This is a genomic window from Ruminococcus sp. AF17-1AC, from assembly GCF_003461385.1.
Taxonomy (GTDB): domain Bacteria; phylum Bacillota; class Clostridia; order Oscillospirales; family Ruminococcaceae; genus Hominimerdicola; species Hominimerdicola aceti.
The window spans coordinates 94,269-111,968 of sequence record NZ_QTWZ01000004.1 but is presented as its reverse complement, the minus strand read 5'-3'; the positions used below and the strand labels follow the sequence as shown (position 1 = coordinate 111,968).

Sequence of the window (17,700 nt, the reverse complement as noted above, 5' to 3'; positions counted from 1 at the left end):
CACCTCCATCTCCTTTCAGGAAGAAAAGTATTCTGGTAATTGAAATAAACCCGCAAAAAATATGAAGTCCTTACTCATCGTAAGGACTTTTTTGGAGCGGATTACGAGGCTCGAACTCGCTACCTCCACCTTGGCAAGGTGGCGCTCTACCAGATGAGCTAAATCCGCATTTGGTGCTTCCGGACGGAATCGAACCATCGACACGAGGATTTTCAGTCCTCTGCTCTACCGACTGAGCTACAGAAGCAAAACAATGGCGACCGGAATGGGGCTCGAACCCACGACCTCTAGCGTGACAGGCTAGCGTTCTAACCAGCTGAACTACCCGGCCATTGAAAAAAATAACTTCAAACTTTTCGAGTTCAGCTCTCCGAGAATGAAGAATAATTATTATCGTTGACAGGCAAATCTCTTTACCTGTCACGAAATAATTGGTGGGAACAACAGGGCTCGAACCTGTGACCCTCTGCTTGTAAGGCAGATGCTCTCCCAGCTGAGCTATGCTCCCTTTTAGCTGGTTTGTTGTTTTCAGGACTTTGTTTTGTTGTGTCCCTCACAACAGTATCTATTATACACTATCCCGCCCTGTTTGTCAACACCTTTTTTGATATTTTTTATGTTTTGTATCATTTTACAATGCCAGTTCGATATTTTTAAAAACTTATGTGCATTTGCAACATCAAAGCCGCACTTTTTGCCTTGAAATGGGCTTTTTTCATCAGGCTTTCCCCCAAAAAAAATCCGCCGAACCACACGCCCGACGGATAAATTTTTTTTCAAGAATTATTTTTTATCAAGCTGTTTTTTGAGCTTTTCCTGCTCCTGCTCCATAAGCTTCATAAGTTCCTCCAAGGAAGCTGACGCTGTCTTTGTCTGCTGTGCAGGCTTTGCCGCAGGTTTTGCCTTTGGCACAGGTTTTTTCTCAGGCTCAGGGGCTACAGTATCCTCAGTTGAAGCCGCCTCGTCAAGAAGCTGTGAAGCTCTCTCGTAGTAAGAACGGTCTATCTCAGCACGCTCTTCCTTTTCCGCAGGTCTTTCAAATATAGTTTCCTTGACCTCTTCCACTTCCTCGATAACTTCCTCCGTTTCAGCCTTCTCTTCACCCTCAGGCTCAGCCTTGTGGTGAGAAGCTATCTCGTCGTCAACGTGCTTGCGATGTTTTGCGATCTGCTCGCCCTCGTTCTCGCCACCGAACAGGAAATCGTCAAGAGTAACGCTCTCTGCAGGTTCTTCCTCGTCATCGTCCTCTTCCTCATCATCTGAAGAATGAGTAGCGATAGCAATTATAAGCTCGATAACAACGAGCAGGAATATAGGAACAACAGCGCACACTATCATGCCGAATGTTGACGACATAAACGTAAGCACCTTGCCTGCTGTCATGTAATATGTAGAAGCTACGCCCACAACGTTCTTTGAGCTTATCTCATAAAGCTTTGCAGGGTCTTTTTCCTGATAAACAGTGTAAACAACGCCGTTGTTATCGTCAGTTGAAGTGATGTCATAAAGCCAGAACACGCTTGTTCCAATATCAGGCACGTTCTCGCACACAACTGCCTCGCCTATCTTGTCTGTACTAGGGGTCATGTTCGATGTGATAACAAGTGCGCCGTCAGGAACTCTGTCACCCATACCGTCACCGTTCATTATGTACAGGCTGTAGCCTGCAATGCTCGGTGTAACGTTCTTGTTTTTGAAAACACGTCCCACTCCCACAACGATAAGCATTTCCAGAATAATAAAAACAATAAAGAATATCAGCACGTTCTTGCCTGCTGATGACTTCTGCTTAGTAGCACTGCTCATACTAAAAATAACATTCCTTTCCGAGATATATCCAAAATATCATATTTTATCGCATTAATACATTCATTATATCACAAAGCGCCGCAAATTTCAACACATTTGAGCATATTTTTTGCTTTTGAGAAAATTATTCATTTTTGTAAAGTATTATTGTGATAGTATACAGTTCATCATTTTTTATGACTGCATATTTCGAGGTAGACCAATCTCCCCCAGCCTGACTGTACGCACGCCTCAGCACGTCAAAGATAACACCGCTATTCTCATCAAAGAGAGTATCCACAGCCTTGTCATACATTTCACTGTCAGCACATTTTAGCCTTGCATATCCACTGTCAGCCATTGCTTCCGCCACAGAACGGCACATCATCTGAACGACATCATCACCGCTTTGAGCATACAGACCGTTTCTTCTGTAATAATTTGCCCCCGTGGAAAATGCCTCAGGATAGTTCAAAAACTTGTTATCATCCGCTGTATGGTCTTTTGCACACTCAGCGTCAGTGATGCCAAAATAGTCATAGCGGATATAGCCCTCCCCTGCATCTGTCACAGGATCGTCCCAAGTGAGGTCAACGTTCGTCCATTCACCGTCTATCATGACCTTGTTCCATAAATGTGGCTGAACAGCTCCGCCGTCATAGGCTTTGCCTGCCACAGGTATACACTTTATACCCGCCTTGGTACAAAGTATCTGCATAGCCTTTGCATACCCCTCGCACACAGCCTTGCCCTCTACAAGACAGCCATATGCAGAATAGCAATTTTTCGCTGTATCGTCATAGTTACACTCAAGAATTATGCTGTCATGGAAATACAGCACCTTGTCATAATCCGACCAGCCCTGCTCAATGCCTGCAAGTATCTCCCCGACCTTTTTATCCAGCTTTTCTTTCTCAGCCTGCGCTTCCTCAGCGGTCTTGTCATATGTGACCTCCACAGATGTCACATATCCATCTCCGTCAATGCAGATAGTATACTGTGAACCTATATAATCGATATAAGGACACGCCGAGGTAAGCATGGAGATAAATGCGCCGATATCGTCCTTGCTTATAACTCCCTCAGCCAGCTCCACAGAGCTTTCAAATCCGCTCAGCCCTTTGTAAAGCTGTGAAAACACACGTTTTTCGTCAGTACAAAGAAAATCGGCGATATACTCTGCCGTGTCAGGTATCTCAAGTGCCGTAAAACTCTCGTTTCTGCTGTCAAGCCCTGTTTCAGTATGTCTTTCCGAACTGGCTTCAACATACGCATGAGTGTTCACAAAAGTATTTTTTGAACGGTTTTTATTTTTCTCTCCCGTTCCGCCTAAACTGCACCCCGATGTGCAGATAAGCACTGCCGCTGTGAGTGCGGCGACCATTTTCTTTTTTTTCAATTTTTGTCCTCGATTTTTACACAAAATTCTGTCTGTATCTTTCAGCCCTTAGTCCGTGACCTCTTCATTATCTCTTTTTATCACAGCCCTGAGCCGTTCTATTTTCTTTTCATGTATCGACAGCACCTTGAACTCCACGTTTTCCCAATGCACCGTCACCTTTTCGTTATCCTCTGGCACATGACCCAGCAGGTCCATAACGAATCCGCCTATAGTGTCATAATCCACCTCGCCGTGATACTCCTTGCCAAGAGCCTCCATAACGTCGTCAAACGCTGCTGTGCCTACCATATCATAGCAGTCAGAAGATACCTTCTGTATCTCCTCTGTTTCATCATCATATTCGTCCTGAATACTACCCACGATAGTTTCAAGCAGATCCTCCATAGTAATGATACCGGCTGTTCCGCCGTAATCGTCCACCACAACTGCTATCTGTGTCTTATCTTCAGTGAACTCTTTGAAAAGCTCACCACACTTGTTGCTTTCAGGCACAAAGGTTATATCTCTCATGAACTCCTTTACAGGACGTTCTTTCTTATCCTCTTCTAACACCAGCCTGAGCAAGTCCTTTGCGAATATAACACCACTTATGTTGTCGGCATTGTCGCAGTAAACAGGTATTCTCGAAAAGCCCTCGCCTATAACAAGCTTCACAGCCTCCGAAAGCGTGGCATTTTCTTCTATGGCAACCATTTCTGTGCGGTGTGTCATAACTTCACGAACTTCGATATCGTCAAAATCAAAAATGTTGCTTATCATTTCCGCCTGACTTTCCTCGATGCCGCCCGTTTCGTTTACAGCGTCCACCATCATGAGTATCTCTTGCTCAGTGACAGAGTCTGCCTTGTTTGTGGACTTAATGCCGAACAGCCTTAAAATTCCTGCCGAAACCGCTCCGCTCACAGCAGCCAATGGGCTGAATACCGCAAGAAACACTTTGTATACGCCGCAGTTGTTTAAAATGAACTTCTCGCCCACCTTGCCTGAAATGCAAAGCTTTTTCGGTATGCCTATGCCAAAAGTGCATATAACAAGGGCAAGCAAACAGCTTATTATAACAAATGAACATATGCCGCTAACATAATACGGTGCCTGATAGTTAAAAAGCGTATAAAGCCCGTCAGAAATCGGCTCGTAGAAGAATATGACTCCCACCACCGAAACTACGATTATCATAATAGAACGTGCAATGAGGTTTGTTGCAACTACCCTGCCCGTTCTTTTCAGCAAAGCCGCAAGTTTTATAGCTTTCGGGTCTTTGTCCTCCTCAGCCATTTTCTTTAGCTTAGCGTCATTGAACTCCACAGCCGCATTTTCGCACAAGGTAAGAAAAGCCATAAGCAATATTACCGCCGCACAAACACCTATTCCCGTCCACAGTCGCCCGACATCGTCCATAAAAAAAATACCGTCCCTTTCACATAGGCGAAAAAGCTCGCCTTTTAATCATATACTATTTATTATAGGCAACATATGCTTCTTTGTCAATAGATATTGTCACAATTTTTCACATTCTGCCTGAATTTCATATGGGCAATTTTAGTTATGAAAAAAGCAGACAAGCCGCAAAGCCCATCTGCTTACATCAAACAATATTATTTCTCTGCCGCACCTATCTTGGAAACTGCGTCCCTAGTAGTGTTTACGTCCTTAAGGCTCTTTGTAAGCACCTCAGCCGCCTCAGAAAGCGACTTGTTCAGATTTTCAGAAAGTGCCTCACGGATAGCCTTGTCCTTAGCCTTAGCCTGCTCAACGATATCAGCCGCCTGCTTGTTAGCCTCTGCAGCTATCTGCTTTGCATAGTCAGCCGCCTGCTTGATGATCTCCTCCTGAGCCACAAGCTTCTTAGCCTCGTCCTTAGCCTTCTTTACGATCTCCTCGGCTTCCTTGTTGGCCTCAGTAAGGATATTTTTCTTATCTCTTGTCATATCCTTTGCACGCTTTATCTCACCAGGAAGGTTAAGTCTTATGCTGTCGATGTATTCACGCATCTGCTCAACATCGATCATTTTTTTCTGAGAAAACGGTACGCTTGAAGACTTGTCAAGCAGTTCGTCCATAAGTTCAAGTATTTCCTCTACCGTCATTTTAAACACCCTTTCATTACTGATCTATATTATTGGCAGGCTTATAGAGCCTGTCAGTGATCTTGCTCTGTATCTGTTTCGGCACAAAGCCTGTGATATCTCCGCCGAAGCTCGCGATCTCCTTTACAACGCTTGACGAAAGGAACATATTCTCTCCCGTAGTGGTGAGAAACACCGTTTCAGCGTCATTGTAAAGCTTTTTATTTGCAAGAGCCATCTGAAACTCATACTCAAAGTCAGACACAGCCCTAAGGCCCTTTACGATAGCATTAGCTCCTGTTTTTTGCAGATAATCCGCCAGCAGACCGTTATAACAATCCACCACCACATTATCAAGGTGCTTCGTGACTTCAATTATCATTTCCATTCTTTCTGTAGGTGTGAAAGCAGCCCTTGATTTATTAGCATTAAAGGACACCAGTACTATCACCTTATCGAAAAGCTTTGAAGCTCTGTCGATTATATCCAGATGACCCAGCGTAACAGGGTCAAAGCTTCCCGGGCAAACAGCGATACGCATCAATAGTCCACTTCTTTCATTGGTATCTTATAGACCGTCAAAGCGGTCTTACCGTATTTATATCTCTTATGAAGCTTAAGTCTGCCGTAGCTTTCTCCAAGCTCAAGCTCCTTTTCATGCTCGCACACAATGATAGCACCATCATTGAGCTTGCTCTCCACAAGCTCCAAGGCCTTTTCAACTATGCCCATTCTGTAAGGCGGGTCGATAAAAACTATATCAAGCCCGGCTTTGGCAACTTTAAGATATTCCAGACTATCCATGCAAAGCACACGGGATTCCTTATTGAAACCGCATGAATCCACATTATCCTTGACGATAGCCACAGCCTCAGGATTGCTGTCCACGAAAACGCAGTGACTAGCCCCACGGCTGAGAGCCTCTATACCCATTTGACCGCTGCCTGCAAAAAGGTCAAGCACCGAACTTGCTGGTACATCAAACTGAATAATGGAAAAAACAGCCTCTTTTACCATATCTGTAGTTGGTCTTGTATCCAATGACTCCAAAGTTTTAAGCTTTTTTCCTCTGCATGAACCTGTAATAACTCTCATAAAAAATAACTCCAAAATAAAAGTATACAATCATTATACTATATTAATTACCATTTGTCTAGACTATTCGCCGATATTTTTTTATTTTTTATACCACACACAAAAAGGGACTTCACAGTGGAAGTCCCTTTAGTTATTTTAATTACGTACCCTAAGAAACAAGTCCTCAGTTAAGATTACTTTCTCTTAGAAACTACGATAGCTGCACCTGCGAGAGCGATACCTGCAAGAGCGATACCTGCTGTTGCGCCTGTAGCTGCTGTTTTGTCAGAAGCTGCATTTGAAGATGTAGCAGTTGTTGTGCCTGTTGTACCAGTCTTTGAAGAAGTTGTTGCGGCTGTGCTGTTAGACTTTGAATCAGTCTTGCTGTCAGACTTAGAATCTGTCTTGGAATCATCCTTTTTGCTGTTTGAATCTGTGCCAGAAGTAGCAGGAGCAACAGGAACAGCGTTAGCAGCCCATATCCAGCCCTCGTTTGTTGAGCCGTCATCGAACTTCTGAGCCTCAGCGTTTACAGTACCTGACTGAGCGATAGAAATTGTGTAAGAGCCGTCGCCGTTGATAGCAGTATCCTGACAGTCAACGTTTGTGTCGAATCCACCTGCGCCACCTGCGATACCTACGCACTTGTTAGGGAAGTAAGCTGGCTGTGCAACCTTATCCTTTTCTTTGTCATCTGGATTTCTGAAATCCCAAGTGCCGTCAGCTTGGAAAGATACACCAGCATTGCCTGTTGTGTCACCAAGACCTTCAATTGTGAAGTCAATAGTGATGTACTCACCAGCGCCTGCTACAGTGTAGTCAGTGATCTCTGATGTGAACTTGCTGTTCCACTTGTTGATGATCTGGAAGCAGAGCTTGTCTGAATCAGTCTTGCCAGGAGCAGCACTTACGTTAAACTCCTGTGAACCGATCTTTACCTTAAGATCCTTACAAGTAACGACCTGACCATTTACAAGAGCCTCATCGTTATCGTTGTACTCACATGGGATATCTGTAGCAATGTACAGATAGTTGTAAGCTGTTGAATCAGCAGCGAAAGCTGTTACTGCCATAGCTGTTGTAGCTATAGCTGCTGCAGCCATGCCTGCGAAAATCTTTGTAAGTTTCATTTCTAAAACTTCCTTTCTTAAATAACTTTACTTACATTGTACTTTATTTTCCGAAAAAATTCAATCGGCCGATTTACCAAATATGATAACGTTTTCTTATGCAATCACAACAATTTGTACTATTGATTTTTAGAAGTATAGCCCAATTTCCGCACTTTACAAAACTTTTTTATCTTATGTAAAAATACTAAACCGTCATTTATCAAGCTTTTTCTTCTGCACCTTTCCAGTCACTTTCAGCACGATACCTCTAGGAGCAAATTTAGACCCTGCATAAAGTGCCTTTATAGACTTCTCAGGGATAATGATGAGTTTTCTGCCGAACATTCCCTCAAGAGCCTTTTTTGCACAAAACTGTGGTGTTATGGAGCTTACGCCGAACTTGCAGTTTGCAACGTCATTGAACTCCGTATCCACAGGACCCGGGCATACCGCACAAACGTGTACCCTGCTGTTTCTCGCCCTCAACTCCTCATATATTGCGCTGGTAAGGCTCACAACATAAGCCTTTGAAGCATAGTATGTTGCCATCATAGGACCGCCGTACATAAGACCTGCCGAGGAAGCTATATTCATTATATAACCCCTGTCAGCGGCAACAAAGTCTTTCAAAAACAGCTTTGTGAGCATATGCACCGCTGTAATGTTGGTGTCTATCATTTTAAGCTCAGTGTCCAGAGGAAGCTCATCAAAGCTGCCCACTGCTCCAAAGCCTGCACAGTTAACAAGCACCGATATTTTCTCGTTCTTTGTTTCCTCATAAAGCCGCAGACATTCTTCCCTGTCGGAAACATCGCAAACTATCACCCTTGTATTGTCACCAAGCTCCTCCGCAAGATCTCTGAGCCTTTCCTCACGTCTTGCGCTGAGTATCACACGAAAGCCCCTTGCAGACAGATCTCTCGCTATCTCTCTGCCAATTCCCGAGCTTGCGCCTGTTACCAAAGCCGTCTTAGCCATTTATATCATCCTCCGCCCTTTTCAGGGATATTATTTGATTTTTGTCATATCAGTATATCACATTAGTATCACCCTGTCAAGTGTAAGAAAGTTGTAAAATACGCAGAAAAGCATTGCAAAAAACTGAATAAAAATGTCAAAATCTCTTGACATTTACTTTAAAGTATGGCATAATGTTAATATAATTTTAAGAAATAGAATAAAATTAAACTGAGAAATCAAAGAACAAAGAACAAGGAGATAAAAATTATGAGTTGTACCCTTTGCATACTTGCCGCAGGTCTTGGAAGTCGCTTCAAAGGCGGCATAAAACAGCTTGAACCTTTCGGCCCAAACGGCGAGATAATAATGGATTATTCTATCTATGACGCCGTTGAGGCAGGCTTTGACAAGGTCGTATTCATTATAAGAAAGGATATCCGTGATGCCTTTGATAAAATGATAGGCGACCGTATCTCAAAATACGTCAAGATAGATTACGTTTATCAGGAGCTTGACTGTCTTCCGGAGGGCTATTCTGTACCTGAGGGACGTGTTAAGCCGTGGGGTCACGGCCATGCCGTCTGCTGCTGCAAAGGCGTTATAAATGAGCCTTTCGCAGTAATAAACGCTGATGATTTTTACGGCAAAGAAGCTTTTGTAAAGTTCCACGATTTTCTCTGCAGCGAAAGTGCAAATCGCGAAAAGCTTAATCTCGGCATGGCAGGCTTCATACTGAAAAACACTCTAAGCGACTTCGGTGCAGTGAACAGAGGCGTCTGCGAAGTGAAAGACAGCATGCTCACAGACGTTGTTGAAACCTACAATATCCGCCGTGAGAATGACGGCAAGGTCTATTCAGGCAAGGAAGAAACAGCCGAGCTTGACGAGAATTGCTATGTGTCAATGAATATGTGGGCTTGCCCTGACGGCTTTATAGATAAGCTCAATGGTATGTTCACAGACTTTATGAAAGAAAATAAAGACAGCCTGACAGCGGAGTTTCTCCTCCCTGCGGGTATCGATACAATGATAAAAACAGGTGTTGCAGACTGCAAGCTTCTGGAAACTCACGATAAGTGGTTCGGCGTTACATATAAAGAGGATAAGCCAACCGTTAAAGCCGATATCGCAAAGCTTATAGAGGCTGGCGTTTATCCTGAAAAGCTTTGGAAATAAAACTTTTTCAAACAAATAAAACAGAATAATTTGTCAACAATAAGTCGGGCAGAACAAATTCTCCCGACTTTTTTGCGTCTGTTTGTAAAAAGTGAAGAAAATCCTTAATTCGACTAAAAAGCACTTGAAAAAGGCTGTAAAATGTGTTATGATAATCTTTGAAACGGATCTGCATTTTTGCAGGTCAGGAGAGATAATATAAGAGGTAGTATAATGGAGAGCCAACACGGTAGCAATTTGAAAAATATAAGAAAAAAAAGAGCCACAGCACAGCAAAGCATAGTGTCATTGAGTTGTCTTGTGTGCATAGCATTTGCGGCAATATGGGGCTTCCATGCAGGAAGCGGCAACAGCAGGGCTGTGGAAGCAAAGAAGATGTCAGCTTCAAGCTCTGTGACAGAGAACGAAAGCTCCGAGAGCAAGGCAGACAACTCTTCTCTGGCAGAAAGCACAGTCGATGAGAGCGGCATTGACGAAAGCCTTACTGACAGCTCAGTTGACCATGATGACGCCGACGACCTTTCCGACGCAGTTTTCATAGGCGACTCACGAACAGTTGGTCTGCAAAACAACTGCGATAAACCAAAAGCAACATTCCTTTGCTCTGTGGGAATGCACATCGACACCGTTATGACAGAACAGAACATCACCCTCTCAAACGGCAATGCAGGAACTGTTATCGACGCTCTTGGAGAAAGACAATATGGCAGAGTGTATATAAACCTCGGCACTAACGAACTTGGCTGGCCTTATATCGACACCTTCAAGGATTATTATACACAGCTTATCACAAAAATTCAGGAGATACAGCCTGACGCTGTTATCTATGCTGAATCTATCCTCCCTGTAACAGCTTCAAGAAGCTTACAGGGCGACGCCATAAATAACACAAATGTAGCCACATTCAATCAGGCTATCTCAGAGGTGGCACAGCAGACAGGTATAAATTATCTTGACTGTACCTCCGCTGTAGCAGGCGCAGACGGCACTCTTCCGGAGGAAGCCTCCTCAGACGGAATACACCTTATGAGCGAATACTGTGACAAGTGGCTCAACTATATAATCGACAACACATAAGAAAGGAAAGAAAAATTATGAAAACAAAGAAGATACTCTGCACTCTTATGGCAGTTATGTGCATGGGCACAGCAGCACTTACAGGCTGCGGTTCAGACTCTGACAGCAGCACAGCAGGCTCCGCAAATTCAGCGGCAGCCGCTCAGACAAACGAAAGCGTTGACGTAACAGCCGTTGCGGACAAGCTCAAGAACGGCATAGAGTTCAAGGACGAGCTTGCAGAGCTTGACGAAGCAAAGATAGAAAAGATAATCGGCATATCAGCAGACAGCTATACAAAGGCTAAGGTCTATGTAAGCTCATCAGGAGGAACAGCCGAGGAGATAGACTGCTTTGAAGCCAAGGACGCAGACAGTGCAAAGGCTATCGCAGATACACTTACAGCAAGAGTTGAAAGTCAGAAAAAGGTTTTTGAAAACTATGTTCCGGAGGAAATGACAAAGCTTAATGACCCTGTTCTTGTAACCAACGGCAATTATGTTTACCTCTGTCTTTCAAACGACAACGATAAAGCAAAAGAGATAATAGGCTAGGAGTAATAAATATATGCTTTTTTCAAGTACAACATTTCTGTTCGCTTTCCTGCCTATTGTACTGATAACGTATTATATCGTCCCACGCATAACACGCAATCTGGTGCTGTTTATTTTCAGCCTTGTGTTTTACGCATGGGGCGAACCTGTTTATATCGTCCTCATGATAGCTTCCACTATCGTTGCATATATAACAGGACTATTGGCAGACAAACAGCGTAAAAACGCAAAAAAATACACTCCGCTCATCGCAATGATAGGAGCGGTGGTGTGGAACATCGGGCTTCTTCTGTTTTTTAAATATACCGACTTTTTCATCGGTGCGGCAAACAGCATTTTCGGCACGCAGATAAAGACCTTGGGTCTTGCCCTCCCTATCGGTATCTCATTCTACAGCTTCCAGACCCTTTCCTACGTTATCGACGTTTATAAGGGCGAAGTAAGAAGTCAGAAGAACTTCCTTGACCTTGCCACCTATGTTGCCCTTTTCCCACAGCTTATCGCAGGTCCTATCGTAAGATACATCGACGTTGCGGAACAGCTCAAAAAGCGTAACGAGAGCATAGAGCATTTCGCACAGGGTGTGTGGAGATTTTCCATAGGTCTTGGCAAAAAAGTCATTCTCGCAAATACTATCGGCGAGCTTTTCGACACTATCTCAAACTCGGCACAATCCGAACTGAGCGTTGCCGCAAGCTGGCTAGGCATAATAGCCTATACCTTCCAAATATACTTTGACTTCTCAGGCTATTCCGATATGGCGATAGGTCTTGGCAAAATGTTCGGCTTCGACTTTCTCGAGAACTTCAACTACCCTTACATCTCCACCTCTATCACAGACTTCTGGAGACGCTGGCATATGTCCCTTTCAAGCTGGTTCAGAGATTATGTCTATATCCCACTTGGCGGTAACCGCAAGGGCAAAGCAAGACAGTGCCTTAACATCATGATAGTATGGTTTCTCACAGGCTTCTGGCACGGCGCAAACTGGAACTTTATGCTATGGGGCGTGTACTTCGGTGTTATACTCCTATGTGAAAAGCTTTTCTTGGGCAAAGCCCTGAAAAAGATACCTGCATTTTTCCAGCATATCTATGCACTTCTTTTTATAGTCATAGGCTGGGGAATATTCTCCTATGAAGATTTCGGCAAGCTCACACAGAACTTCAAAAATATGTTCGGCGCAGGGGGACTTCCTCTCATAAATCACCAAACAGTGTTCTGGCTCGCACAGTATGCAGTAACAATAGTGATACTTGTGATAGCTTCAACACAGCTTCCAAAAAAGCTCTGCCTTAAGCTTCAGATCAAGTGTCCTGAGATATGCGGCTGTATACTCCAACCGCTGTGCGCATTAACACTTTTGGCAGTTTCCACCGCCTACCTTGCAGGTAATTCATTCAATCCGTTCCTGTATTTCAGATTTTAAAGGAGGACGGCAGATATGAAAAAACAACTTAAAAACTATATTATGATAGTGTGCTTTCTGCTGTTCATATTCGGCTTTGCAGTGGCAAGCTTCATCTCAGAGGACCGTGAATTCTCCGAAAACGAGAACCGCTACCTACAGCAAGCCCCTGAGTTTTCGTGGAAAAAGCTTGAAAAAGGCGAGTTCACATCGGATATCGAAAGCTATATGTCAGATCAGATATTCATGAAAGACCAGCTTGTGAGTCTTAAAACAGTCACCGACCGCACGCTTCTGAAAAACTATCAGAACGGCGTATATTTCGGCAAGGACGGCTATTATCTCCAAGACTATCAGGAAAACAGACCTCTTATCGAGAAAAATATAAGCTGTCTTAACGATTTTGCTGACAGCCTCGATAAATCCGTCGACGTAAGCTTTCTTCTTGTGCCGAATGCAGTTTCCGTTATGTCAGACAAGCTCCCTGCGGTCACACAGACCGACGATCAGCTTGAAAGCGAAAAGTATATAAGCTCTATCCTCAGCGACAGGATAAACCTCTGCTTCCCATATGACCAGCTCAAAGACGCCGCAAAGTCCACGCAGGTCTTCTATAAGACCGACCACCACTGGACAGCCGAGGGCGCAAAAGTGGGATTTGACGCACTTATGACAGCCATGAATGAAGATATCCCACAGGTATCCTACAATATAGAAACTGTAAAGGACTTTCATGGCACACTTTATTCAAAAGCCCCAACAGACTTCTCCGCTGCTGACGAAATGCACTTCTACACAAACCCTGACAACAGCGTAAAGGTAAATTATGTTGAAGAAAATAAACAGACCGACACCCTTTTTGACGATTCATTCAAGAACAAAAAGGATAAATACTCCACTTTTATGGGCGGAAACTTTGCCCTCACGGAAATAGAAACAAACGGCGAAAGCGATGAACACGTCCTTATTATAAAAGACAGTTACGCAAACACAGTTATGCCATACTTTGCCGACAAGTATAAGCACATCACAATGATAGATATGCGTTATTACCACATCATGGATAAGACCGTCAGCGAGTATGTAAAAGACAACGGTATAACAAAGGTCATTTTCCTTTATAATATGGACTTTGTGAACTCCGACAACAACTTCATCTGGCTTGAATAATTCATAAGCAAGCATGGGCGGCCATTGGTCGCCCGCTATTTTTATCACACCCATATATAACGTCAACGTCAAACCCACAGAAAGAAGGACATAAAATGACACTTACCCCCTACAAAAGAAAAGCCTTTTATTATGAAACAGACCGCATGGATATAATCCACCATTCAAATTACGTCCGTTGGCTTGAGGAAGCCCGTGTTGACCTTATGGAACAGCTTGGCTGCCCTTTCCACGAGATAGAGGCAAGAGGCATAGTTTCCCCTGTCCTCTCTGTTGAAACACACTATAAATATCCCGTCCGTTTCGGAGATGAGTTTGAAGTGCGCTGTAAGCTGTCAAAGTTCAACGGCTGTGCCTACGAGCTTGACTACGAGATCTTTGACCTTACCACTCAGAAAACAGCCTGCCTTGCCCACACCTCCCACTGCTTCACCAGCCCCGACCTTAAGCCTGTAAGACTAAAAAAACATTATCCCGATATCTACGAGAAATTCCTATCCGCATATCAGGCAAGTGAAGAATAAGCAAAAAAATGTACAGCTCCCGAGTTTCTTCTCAGGAGCTGTACTTTTGTGTAAAAAAATGACAGACGTGACCTGTCACGAAGAAAGCAATCCATCAACGCCCTCACGCCACTTTTCAAAGCTGCACAAACCAAGCTTTGCCCAGCGACATTCCGAGCATAGTATATCAAATGCCTTTTTATCCATTTTGCTTCTCAGCCTTGTCAGCGCACTGAGATAATTCTCCACTGAGTGACATTCTATCTCAGAAAGTCTGCAAACCTCGCTGTCTTTCTGTGCCACCGTTCCACCACAGCCGTCAAGCAAACAACCGTCCTCCGTCCTGTTTGGGCAGTGCTGACATATCATATCTCCGCTGCACACAAAACGCACCGCAGTGTCCTCGCTCTCCAATCTGTCTTTCACAGACTGCATATTCACCGAAAAACCGTCACTGTAGCCTTTTCCCTGAAAAAGCGGCAGGCACAGCAGATGATGAAATCTAAGCTCAGGCTCTCTTGTAAGCATAGCAGCCTGTCTTTGCAAGTCTGCTTACAAGCTCGATGCTGATAAGGTAAGCAGCAACAACAGAGATAACGTCCTTTACAAGATAAGGAACAGAAACAAGAAGGATAGACTTGCCGATAGAGATATTAGCAACGATAGCGTACTGGATAGCACCGAGCAGGTGGTCGCAAGCAAGACCTGCGATACCAAGCACGATAGCGATGACCTTACCGCTTATCTTGTCAGAGCAGAACTTTGCGCCAAGACCGCAAAGAAGAGCCATAACGATAAATCCGTAAATGAATCCACCTGTATACCCTACGATAACGGAGAAACCGCCTGACCAGCCTGCAAACACAGGCACACCGATAGCGCCCAGCAGACCATAGACCAGAGCAGACACAGCACCGCCCTTCCAGCCGAGAAAATATCCTGCCAGAGCCACAGCAAAAGTCTGGAGCGTAACAGGAACGTGAGTAGGTAGCGGAATAGTTATCTGCGAAAGTACAGCGATTATAGCCGTCATAACTCCGATACCGACTATTTGTTTTGTTTTGTTTTTAGCATTGTTATTCATTGTAAACCTATCCTTTACTTTTTATTTGACAATTAATATTGTATCACATACCGAACCTATTGTCAACCAAAAATATTTATTTCGGTATACAATTATAAGGCGTCGGTAAACGATAGTTTTATACAAATTTAATAACAAACAGCGAAAACACGGCATTGCCCTTCCGAATGGGCTATCGCATTTCGGTGAAACAGAAATTGAGCCAAGCCCCTACAGTTTATTCGGGCAACTTCATACCACCGCAAAATCGCTACGCTCTTTGCGGATTTACATTTTGCTAAGGGATAGGGAAAACGGTGCAGATTTTGTGCTCCGATACTACATCTATATAAAGCACAACTTCTGCGTGCTTTTTCTCATTAAATCTGCACCTAGTCGGCTGTCGCCGATTGAGGCTTTGCCTCAAACTCCACAAGGGACTCTGTCCCTTGACCCTGCAAGCCCTCTAACGCCGGGCTTGAGCCTGCGTTTTATCTCTCGCTACGCTCGGTGCTGTCTTTTACTTCGTACTTGAGCACTACTCTGTTCAGCTTTGACAATTCCTCATTCCTCATTCCTCACTCCTCACTCCTCACTTCCTCATTCCTCACTCCTCACTTCCCCTTGTGCATTTTGCCCTTAAATCCTACTAAATTGATAGAATTAATATCAGTTTTCACAAAAATGCGAAAAATCATCTTAAACCTATTGACATTCCTCTATGGGTGTGGTATAGTATAGATACGCTAAAACATACTAAACGACTAGGATTAATATGAATTTGAAATGAGGCGTTGAAAATGAGTGTAAAAATACTGAAACTAAAAACAGCGTACGATTCACGAATGTGTATGTGCTGTATGTGTTGCTGTTAAAATCAGCATAAAGTTCAGTAACAAAAATTTTTATCGGATTTAAAAAACATCAATTTAATGAAAGAGGTAATTTAAAATGAGCGCAATAAACGAAAGAAATCTTAAATTTGAAACACTCCAGCTCCACGTTGGTCAGGAAACAGCAGACGCAGTAACAGACGCAAGAGCCGTTCCTATTTATCAGACATCATCATACGTTTTCCATAACTCACAGCATGCCGCTGACAGATTTGCTCTTAAGGACGCAGGCAACATCTATGGCAGACTTACAAACCCAACTGAGGACGTTTTTGAAAGACGTATCGCAGCTCTCGAGGGCGGCACAGCAGCTCTTGCAGTTGCATCAGGCGCAGCAGCAGTAACATACGCTATTGAGAACGTAGCCCTTGCAGGCGATCATATCGTAGCTGCAAAGAACATCTATGGCGGCACATATAACCTGCTTGCACACACTCTTGTTGATTACGGCATCACAACAACATTTGTCGATCCGCTTGACCCAGCTAACTTTGAAAAGGCTATCAAGGAGAACACAAAGGCTCTCTATATCGAAACTCTTGGCAACCCTAACTCAGACGTAGTTGATATCGAAGCTATCGCAAATATCGCACACGCACACAATATCCCACTTCTCGTTGACAGCACATTCGCTACTCCATATCTCGTAAGACCTATCGAGTACGGCGCAGATATCGTTATCCATTCTGCAACAAAGTTCATCGGCGGTCACGGCACAACAATCGGCGGAGTTATCGTTGAAAGCGGCAAGTTTGACTGGAAGAAGTCAGGCAAGTTCCCACAGCTCACAGAACCAAACCCAAGCTACCACGGTGTAAGCTTTGCAGACGCAGCCCCTGGAGCAGCATTTGTAACTCGTATCCGTGCTATCCTTCTCCGTGATACAGGTGCAACACTTTCACCTATCCACGCATTCATCTTCCTGCAGGGTCTTGAAACACTGTCTCTGAGAGTTGAACGTCATGTTGAGAACGCACTTAAGGTAGTTGACTTCCTTAACAAGCACCCAAAGGTAGAAAAGGTAAATCACCCTTCAGTATCAGACGATCCAAGCCAGCAGGCACTTTACAAGAAGTATTTTCCTAACGGCGGTGGTTCTATCTTCACATTTGAGATAAAGGGTGACGCAAAGACAGCCCAGGACTTCATCGACCACCTGAAACTCTTCTCGCTCCTTGCAAACGTAGCAGACGTTAAGTCACTGGTTATCCACCCAGCATCAACAACACACGCAGAGCTTAACGAAGCAGAGCTTGCAGATCAGGGTATCAAGCCAAATACTATCAGACTTTCTATCGGCACAGAGCATATCGACGATATCATCTACGATCTCAGCGAAGCATTCGACGCTATCTAAAAACTTTGCCATTACGGTTTTTACCTAAAAATACAAACCCCAATATAGAAACGGCTGACAGGCGAAAAAGCTTGTCAGCCGTTTTTGTACCCATAAGAAAAGCAGGGCAACAACA

The 17,700-nt window shown here is 43.9% G+C and carries 17 protein-coding genes and 4 tRNA genes; 7 read left to right on the top strand and 14 right to left on the bottom strand.

Features of this window, described 5'->3' with window-relative positions; genetic code table 11:
- Positions 1-92: 92 nt before the first annotated feature.
- The 12 genes from DWW81_RS04335 to DWW81_RS04275 all read right to left on the bottom strand — a co-directional run bounded on the left by DWW81_RS04335 (position 93) and on the right by DWW81_RS04275 (position 8,423).
- Positions 93-168, bottom strand: a tRNA-Gly gene (locus DWW81_RS04335).
- A 3-nt stretch (positions 169-171) separates the two neighbouring features.
- A tRNA-Phe gene (locus tag DWW81_RS04330) sits at positions 172-247 on the bottom strand.
- A gap of 7 nt (positions 248-254) precedes the next feature.
- A tRNA-Asp gene (locus DWW81_RS04325) sits at positions 255-331 on the bottom strand.
- 101 nt (positions 332-432) lie between these two features.
- Positions 433-508: transfer RNA gene (locus DWW81_RS04320), tRNA-Val, on the bottom strand.
- 275 nt (positions 509-783) lie between these two features.
- Positions 784-1,806 carry a hypothetical protein gene (locus DWW81_RS04310; protein ID WP_117896823.1) on the bottom strand — a complete coding sequence of 341 codons (1,023 nt, stop codon included), beginning with the start codon at positions 1,804-1,806 and terminating at the stop codon, positions 784-786.
- A 127-nt stretch (positions 1,807-1,933) separates the two neighbouring features.
- Positions 1,934-3,187, bottom strand: coding sequence for a transglutaminase domain-containing protein (locus DWW81_RS04305; protein WP_117896822.1), 1,254 nt, complete (start codon positions 3,185-3,187; stop codon positions 1,934-1,936).
- A gap of 48 nt (positions 3,188-3,235) precedes the next feature.
- Positions 3,236-4,588 (bottom strand): hemolysin family protein, encoded by a 1,353-nt coding sequence (locus DWW81_RS04300; protein ID WP_117896821.1) that lies wholly within the window; start codon positions 4,586-4,588, stop codon positions 3,236-3,238.
- A gap of 197 nt (positions 4,589-4,785) precedes the next feature.
- Positions 4,786-5,277: a hypothetical protein gene (locus DWW81_RS04295; protein WP_022288084.1), complete on the bottom strand. Its 492-nt coding sequence runs from the start codon at positions 5,275-5,277 to the stop codon at positions 4,786-4,788.
- A gap of 16 nt (positions 5,278-5,293) precedes the next feature.
- Positions 5,294-5,797 (bottom strand): pantetheine-phosphate adenylyltransferase, encoded by a 504-nt coding sequence (gene coaD, locus DWW81_RS04290; RefSeq protein ID WP_022288083.1) that lies wholly within the window; start codon positions 5,795-5,797, stop codon positions 5,294-5,296.
- Positions 5,797-6,351 carry a 16S rRNA (guanine(966)-N(2))-methyltransferase RsmD gene (gene rsmD / locus DWW81_RS04285; protein WP_038670722.1) on the bottom strand — a complete coding sequence of 185 codons (555 nt, stop codon included), beginning with the start codon at positions 6,349-6,351 and terminating at the stop codon, positions 5,797-5,799. Before rsmD ends, coaD begins: the two co-directional genes overlap by 1 nt.
- A 176-nt stretch (positions 6,352-6,527) precedes the next feature.
- Complete coding sequence (locus DWW81_RS04280; RefSeq protein WP_117896820.1) at positions 6,528-7,463, bottom strand: NPXTG-anchored protein; 936 nt, start codon at positions 7,461-7,463, stop codon at positions 6,528-6,530.
- Between the two features lie 195 nt (positions 7,464-7,658).
- Complete coding sequence (locus tag DWW81_RS04275) at positions 7,659-8,423, bottom strand: SDR family oxidoreductase (RefSeq protein ID WP_117896819.1); 765 nt, start codon at positions 8,421-8,423, stop codon at positions 7,659-7,661.
- Between the two features lie 249 nt (positions 8,424-8,672).
- Between DWW81_RS04275 and DWW81_RS04270 the strand changes: the two genes are divergently transcribed.
- From DWW81_RS04270 to DWW81_RS04245, 6 genes are all read left to right on the top strand, one after another.
- Entirely contained in the window at positions 8,673-9,581 is a 909-nt protein-coding gene (locus tag DWW81_RS04270) for a nucleotidyltransferase (protein WP_117896818.1), read from the top strand.
- Between the two features lie 213 nt (positions 9,582-9,794).
- Positions 9,795-10,658, top strand: coding sequence for a GDSL-type esterase/lipase family protein (locus DWW81_RS04265; protein WP_117896817.1), 864 nt, complete (start codon positions 9,795-9,797; stop codon positions 10,656-10,658).
- Positions 10,659-10,675: 17 nt separating this feature from the next.
- A complete protein-coding gene (locus DWW81_RS04260) occupies positions 10,676-11,191 on the top strand; it encodes a DUF4358 domain-containing protein (RefSeq protein ID WP_117896816.1) in 516 nt (171 codons plus the stop codon).
- A gap of 13 nt (positions 11,192-11,204) precedes the next feature.
- Entirely contained in the window at positions 11,205-12,620 is a 1,416-nt protein-coding gene (locus DWW81_RS04255) for an MBOAT family protein (RefSeq protein ID WP_117863391.1), read from the top strand.
- A gap of 15 nt (positions 12,621-12,635) precedes the next feature.
- Positions 12,636-13,769: a DHHW family protein gene (locus DWW81_RS04250; protein ID WP_117896815.1), complete on the top strand. Its 1,134-nt coding sequence runs from the start codon at positions 12,636-12,638 to the stop codon at positions 13,767-13,769.
- Between the two features lie 95 nt (positions 13,770-13,864).
- The gene (locus tag DWW81_RS04245; protein ID WP_117896814.1) at positions 13,865-14,293 is read left to right on the top strand and encodes a thioesterase family protein; all 429 of its coding nucleotides are present in this window, start codon (positions 13,865-13,867) and stop codon (positions 14,291-14,293) included.
- Positions 14,294-14,368: 75 nt separating this feature from the next.
- On the opposite strand, the gene DWW81_RS04240 is transcribed toward DWW81_RS04245, so the two are convergent.
- Positions 14,369-14,800: a DUF1284 domain-containing protein gene (locus tag DWW81_RS04240; protein ID WP_117896813.1), complete on the bottom strand. Its 432-nt coding sequence runs from the start codon at positions 14,798-14,800 to the stop codon at positions 14,369-14,371.
- Positions 14,781-15,356 carry a biotin transporter BioY gene (locus DWW81_RS04235; protein ID WP_022288072.1) on the bottom strand — a complete coding sequence of 192 codons (576 nt, stop codon included), beginning with the start codon at positions 15,354-15,356 and terminating at the stop codon, positions 14,781-14,783. Before DWW81_RS04235 ends, DWW81_RS04240 begins: the two co-directional genes overlap by 20 nt.
- A gap of 930 nt (positions 15,357-16,286) precedes the next feature.
- On the opposite strand from DWW81_RS04235, the gene DWW81_RS04230 reads away from it, so the two are divergent.
- Complete coding sequence (locus DWW81_RS04230) at positions 16,287-17,585, top strand: O-acetylhomoserine aminocarboxypropyltransferase/cysteine synthase family protein (protein WP_117896812.1); 1,299 nt, start codon at positions 16,287-16,289, stop codon at positions 17,583-17,585.
- Positions 17,586-17,700 lie beyond the last annotated feature (115 nt).